This window comes from Hymenobacter coccineus, assembly GCF_001816125.1.
GTDB classification, from domain to species: domain Bacteria; phylum Bacteroidota; class Bacteroidia; order Cytophagales; family Hymenobacteraceae; genus Hymenobacter; species Hymenobacter coccineus.
The window spans coordinates 1-5,635 of record NZ_MDZA01000149.1 but is presented as its reverse complement, the minus strand read 5'-3'; the positions used below and the strand labels follow the sequence as shown (position 1 = coordinate 5,635).

General features: G+C 63.2%; 6 protein-coding genes and 1 pseudogene. 5 read left to right on the top strand and 2 right to left on the bottom strand.

Annotation, left to right across the window (positions count from 1 at the left end):
• Positions 1-44 precede the first annotated feature (44 nt).
• Positions 45-290, bottom strand: a complete 246-nt coding sequence (locus BEN49_RS10455) for an IspD/TarI family cytidylyltransferase (protein ID WP_070743040.1) — start codon at positions 288-290, stop codon at positions 45-47.
• 341 nt (positions 291-631) lie between these two features.
• Complete coding sequence (gene queA, locus BEN49_RS10445) at positions 632-1,681, bottom strand: tRNA preQ1(34) S-adenosylmethionine ribosyltransferase-isomerase QueA (protein ID WP_070743042.1); 1,050 nt, start codon at positions 1,679-1,681, stop codon at positions 632-634.
• Positions 1,682-2,027: 346 nt separating this feature from the next.
• Between queA and BEN49_RS10440 the strand changes: the two genes are divergently transcribed.
• The 5 genes and pseudogenes from BEN49_RS10440 to BEN49_RS10420 form a co-directional block, all read left to right on the top strand.
• Complete coding sequence (locus tag BEN49_RS10440; RefSeq protein ID WP_070743036.1) at positions 2,028-3,287, top strand: ABC transporter permease; 1,260 nt, start codon at positions 2,028-2,030, stop codon at positions 3,285-3,287.
• 206 nt (positions 3,288-3,493) lie between these two features.
• Positions 3,494-3,972: pseudogene (gene rfaE2 / locus BEN49_RS10435) on the top strand (D-glycero-beta-D-manno-heptose 1-phosphate adenylyltransferase).
• A gap of 77 nt (positions 3,973-4,049) precedes the next feature.
• Entirely contained in the window at positions 4,050-4,718 is a 669-nt protein-coding gene (locus BEN49_RS10430; protein ID WP_070743032.1) for a zinc metallopeptidase, read from the top strand.
• 105 nt (positions 4,719-4,823) lie between these two features.
• Positions 4,824-5,117, top strand: a complete 294-nt coding sequence (locus BEN49_RS27830) for a hypothetical protein (protein ID WP_070743030.1) — start codon at positions 4,824-4,826, stop codon at positions 5,115-5,117.
• A gap of 278 nt (positions 5,118-5,395) precedes the next feature.
• On the top strand, positions 5,396-5,635 hold a 240-nt coding region (locus tag BEN49_RS10420), incomplete at its 3' end, for a hypothetical protein (RefSeq protein ID WP_141765642.1).

Sequence of the window (5,635 nt, the reverse complement as noted above, 5' to 3'; positions counted from 1 at the left end):
CCAGGCCCCTGGGCGTGGCCGGCCAGGGCCCCCCAGCCCGGCCTTCACCGAGGCCCAGCCGCGTGGGGCCCCCCGCCACCAGCCGGTGCGGAATATCCACGCCAGTGCTCGGCGCACAGGGCTTGCCAGGTGGCCAGCTGGTCGGCGGGCAGCACCACAATGATTTCGGCCACGGCCAGCGCCGGCTCGGCGAAGCGGCGCAGCGTGTGCAGCAGCACCGGGGCCCCCCGCAGCAGTAGAAACTGCTTGGGCATGCCCGCGCCCATGCGTGTGCCCGTGCCCCCAGCCACGAGAATGGCGTAGCGCGGCGGTGAATTAGTGAATGAGTGAGGGAGTGAATGAGCCAAGGGAATGGGCGATTTAGGGCGTTAACGGGGCGCTTTTCGGTTATTCAACGGTAAGCAGCACGTCTGTAGCGCGGACGTTATAGTCCGCGGCGCTGCTTAGTTGTTGAACGATGAGCGGCACTACTGTAGCGCGGACTTTGTAGTCCGCGGCGCTGCCCGGTCGCCCAACGATTACCAGCCGGACGAAGCGAAAGCCGCGGACTACAAAGTCCGCGCTGCAAAAGAAAAGGCCCGGCCGCAAATACAGCCGAGCCTTCACTCATTCACTCAATCAAAATTCACCCTTACAGAATCAGCATGGCATCGCCGTAGCTGAAGAAGCGGTACTTCTCCTTGATGGCCTCCTTGTAGGCCTCCATCAGCAGCGGGTAGCCGGCGAAGGCGGCCGTAATCATGATGAGCGTGCTCTCCGGTAGGTGCATGTTGGTGAGCAGCGCGTTGGCGATTTTGAACTCGTAGGGCGGGAAGATGAACCGGTCGTTCCAGCCCTGGGTGGGCTTCATGCGGGCGTTGGCCGACACCGACGATTCCATGGCGCGCAGCGTGGTGGTGCCGATGGCGCACACGCGCTTCTTGGCGTCCAGCGCCTTGTTGACGATGGCGCAGGCCTCGGGGCCCACAATGAAGTTTTCCGAATCCGTTTTGTGCTTGGTTAGGTCCTCCACGTCCACCGTGCGGAAGGTGCCCAGGCCCACGTGCAGCGTGACGGCCGCCGTCTCGATGCCCTTGATTTCCATGCGCTTCATCACCTCGCGGGTGAAGTGCAGGCCGGCCGCCGGCACGGCCACCGCGCCGATGTTCTCGGCGTAGATGGTCTGGTAGCGCTCCTTGTCGGCGGGCTCGGTTTCGCGTTGCAGCGTCTCCTTCGGAATAGGCGTCTCGCCCAGCTCGTAGAGTGCTTTGCGGAAGTCCTCGTCCGAGCCGTCAAATAAAAACTTGATGGTGCGGCCGCGCGAAGTCGTGTTGTCGATGACCTCGGCCACCATGTCGCTCTCGCCGAAGTACAGCTTGTTACCGACGCGGATTTTGCGGGCGGGGTCCACCAGCACGTCCCACAGGCGCAGCTCCTTGTTCAGCTCGCGCAGCAAAAACACCTCAATCGTGGCGCCGGTCTTTTCCTTATTGCCGTACATGCGGGCCGGAAAAACCTTGGTGTCGTTGAGCACGAAGGTGTCGCCTTCGGTGAAATAGTCGAGAATATCTTTGAAGTTGCGGTGCTCGATGGTGCCGGTGGCGCGGTTCAACACCATCAGGCGGCTATCGTCGCGGTTGCGGGCCGGGTGCGTAGCAACTAGCTCTTGGGGGAGTTCAAACTTGAACTCATGCAATTTCATGGCCATCCGGGCAGTATTAGGGGGAAGTTAACGAAATTTGGGAACGCAAAAGTACGGCTTTTTTTGGAAGCAGCGCCGGGGGCGGGGCCTCCAGGGGCCCCCGGGCATTCGTGACCCGGGGCCCCAGCTACATTACTACGTAGTATAGAATAGCGGTGGCCTAAAACGGGGTGGTCCGGCGACTTTTTCAGTCGTCGGACCACTCTGACATTGCCCCAGAGCCACTGTTATTTAGTGAGAGTGGCCCGACGACTGAAAAAGTCGCCGGACCACCCCATTCCAGCCCACCGCTCTAAAGAATAATGCGCCAGGCGCCCACAATTCGCGCCCGCGCTACCTTTACCCCATGCTCGCCCTGCGCCTCACCTTCGAAAGCCTCCGTTTTGCCTGGGATGCCCTGCGGGGCAACGTGTTGCGCACGGTGCTCTCGTTGCTGGGCGTCACGGTGGGCATCTTCGCCATCATCGCCGTGTTTGCCGTCGTCGATTCGCTGGAGGCCAACGTGCGCCACAGCATGGACTTCATCGGCGACAAGGTGATTTACGTGGGCAAGTGGCCCTGGAAGTTCGACGCCAACCGGCCCTGGTGGAAATACTTCAACCGGCCCGTGCCCACCGAGCGCGAGTTTCGGGAGCTGCAAAAGCGCCTGGGGCCCAACAACAAGGGCGTGGCCATTTTCGTGGCCAGCGGCGGCAATACCCTCAAGGCGGCCGTGAACTCGGTGGCCGACTGCGCTTTGCAAGGCGTGAGCTACGATTACCGCATCATCAGCAACGTGCCCGTGGAAGACGGCCGCTACTTCACGCCCCAGGAAATGGCCGACGGCCGCCCGGTGGCCATCATCGGGGCCACCATCGCCGAAAACCTTTACCCGCAGGGCCGCGCCCTGGGCCAGGAGTTCAAGGTGCGCGGCGCCAAGTTCACGGTCATCGGGGTGATGAAAAAGGAGGGCAAAAACATGCTCGACACGCCCAGCAACGACGCCAACTGCTTGATTCCGTACGGGGCCTTCGCCAAGCTTTTTGCCCTGAGCGCCACGGGCATGGGGGGCCCCAGCCCCTCACTGGGCGTGAAGGGCCGCGACGAAGACCCCGGCCTATTGGACCTGGAGTACGAAATGCAGGGCGTGATGCGCAACATCCGCGGCCTCAAGCCCAAGCAGGAAGACAACTTCGCCCTGAACCGCCCCGAAATGATTGCCTCGGCCATCGGCCAGCTCTTCGACATCATCGGCATTGCGGGGGCCGTCATCGGCTCGTTTGCCATTTTGGTGGGCGGCTTCGGCATCGCCAACATCATGTTCGTGTCGGTGCGGGAGCGCACCAGCATCATCGGCATCCAGAAGTCGCTGGGGGCCCAGAACTTCTTCATTCTCTTCCAGTTCCTGTTCGAGGCGGTGTTTCTCTGCCTCATTGGCGGCGGGCTGGGCATTCTGCTGGTCTGGCTCATCACGCTGGTGCCGCAGGATGCGCTGCCGCTGTTTCTCTCGAGCGGCAACGTGGCGCTGGGCCTGCTCGTGTCGGTGGGCATTGGCATCCTGGCCGGCATCGTGCCCGCCATCATCGCCGCTAATTTGGACCCCGTGGAGGCCATCCGGGCCAAGTAGCCAGCTGATTAGGGGCCCAAGCACGGCCCGGGCTGCCGGCTTTTCGCCGGCTGCCCGGTAATCGTCGAATCGCTGGGTAATCATTGAATCGCTGTACTCCTGGGGCCCTAACCGTTGGCAAACAAACCCAACGATTACCGGGCAGCCGGCGGAAAGCAGGCAGCCCGGCCCGGTTTCCATCGCTCTTGAAATCAATATGACCTACTATGTGGACGAAAGATAAAATCCTGACCTTGGATCAGCTGCCGGCCAAACTGGCCGAGTGGCGCGCCGCCGGCGACCCGTGGTATTCACCAACGGCTGCTTCGATTTGCTGCACCTCGGGCACGTCGACTACCTGGAGCAGGCCCGGCACCTGGGTGGGGCCCTGGTGGTGGGCCTCAACACCGACGCCTCGGTGAGCCGCCTCAAGCCCGGCCGGCCCCTGCAAGACGAGCAGGCCCGGGCCCGCATCCTGGCCAGCCTGGCCTTCGTGGATGCGGTGGTGCTCTTCGGCGAGCCCACGCCGCGGGCCCTCATTGAGGCCGTGCGGCCCGACGTGCTGGTGAAGGGCAATGATTACGCCATCGACGGAATTGTGGGCCACGAGTTTGTGTTGAATAATGGCGGGCAGGTCCTCACCGTACCCTTAGTGCCGGGCTACAGCACCTCGCGCATCGTTGAAAAAATCCGGCGCGGCGCTTAGCCAGATTGGACCATAATTTGCACTATTGCCAGAGGCCCCCAGGGCTTCGAATACCGTTCTCTTAATCCCCTTTTGCCATGTATTTCCTCGTAATTCTGTTGATGGCCGTGAGCTGGGGCATCCAGTGGCGCCTGCGCAGCAAGTTCAAAAAGTACGCCCAGGTAGGCCTGCAATCGGGTCTCACCGGGGCCCAGATTGCCGAGCTGATGCTGGCCGACCACGGCATTACCGACGTGCGCATTGTGAGCACCGACGGCAGCCTCACCGACCATTACAACCCCGCCACCAAAACGGTGAACCTGAGCGAAGGCGTGTACGCCGAACGCAGCGCCGCCGCCGCCGCCGTGGCCGCCCACGAGTGCGGCCACGCTGTGCAGCACGCCACGGCTTATTCCATGCTTCAGTTCCGCTCGGCCATGGTGCCAGCCCTCAGCGCCGTGTCGCGCTACATGCCCTGGATTTTGCTGGCCGGCATTTTCATGTTGAACCGCACCATGATTCCGTTGGGCCTGGGCATCGCCCTGTTTTCGCTCACCACCCTGTTCTCGTTCGTGACGCTGCCCGTTGAGTTCGACGCCTCGCGCCGGGCCCTGGCCTGGATGGACAAGCGCGGCGTAGTGACCGTGCAGGAGCACGCCATGGCCAAAGATGCCCTCTGGTGGGCGGCCATGACCTACGTAGTGGCTGCCATTAGCTCGCTGGCCACGTTGCTTTACTACGTGATGATTTTTATGCGCCGCCGCTAGTCTCTGCGGCTGGTTTTGCCTTCGGGAAGCCCCGGTTCTGCGCAGCAGGGCCGGGGCTTTTTGCGGGCCCCAACGCCGGGGCCCCCGCGCCCGTTAAGGCCGGGCATGAGCGACACCCCCACGCTATTGCTGCGCGTAGCCACCACCTGGGCCGTGCCTGGCCTGGGCCTGTTGGCCCTGCCCGCTGGCCCCGACGGGGCCCTGCGCGCCCACGCTCTGCACACGGCCCTGCCCATCGAAGCCCGCCTGCCCGGGGGGAGCGTGGTATCCGGCACCGCTACCGTGGAGGAAATTGACCGCGTAGGCGTGGTCTCATACGGGCTGCTGCTGGACCTGGGGGCCCTGGCCGCGGTGCCGCCGGGCACGGAGGTATGGCAGGTGCCGGACAGCGGTGAATAAGCGGCGCGGCGCCCGGGCGAACAAGGGGCGCCATTCCGACGAAGGAGGGATCTGGGGACGGTTCCTGACTGGTTTTATTCAGGTTCTTCCTTCGTCGGAATGACAACCGCTGTCTGGCCTCTGAGCAGAGTTTCGCCAAAGCAGCGGGGTTAATCACCAATTAATATAGTTAATGTGATATATATTAACTACTTTGGGGCATCTTTTCACCCGCAACCGCCAGGTGCTGCCACTTTGCTGGCGCAGCGCTGTAGCGGGAAAGCTCTATTGCCTTTGCGATGATGGTTTCTCCCCCAGCGGTGCTGCTCGTGGCCGCGCCCAGCTTGTTTCGGCAGGGCCTGCTGGGGCTGCTGCGCCAGCGCTGGCCCCAGCTGCTACTCACCCTTACTGCCGACGCCAGCCAAGTGGCCGCGCTGGTGGCCCGCCGCCCCTTCGGCGCGCTCGTGCTCGACGGCGCCAGCCTGCCCGGGCCGGCGCTGCCCCGCCTGCTGGCCCAGCTGCGCCAGGTGTGCCCCGCC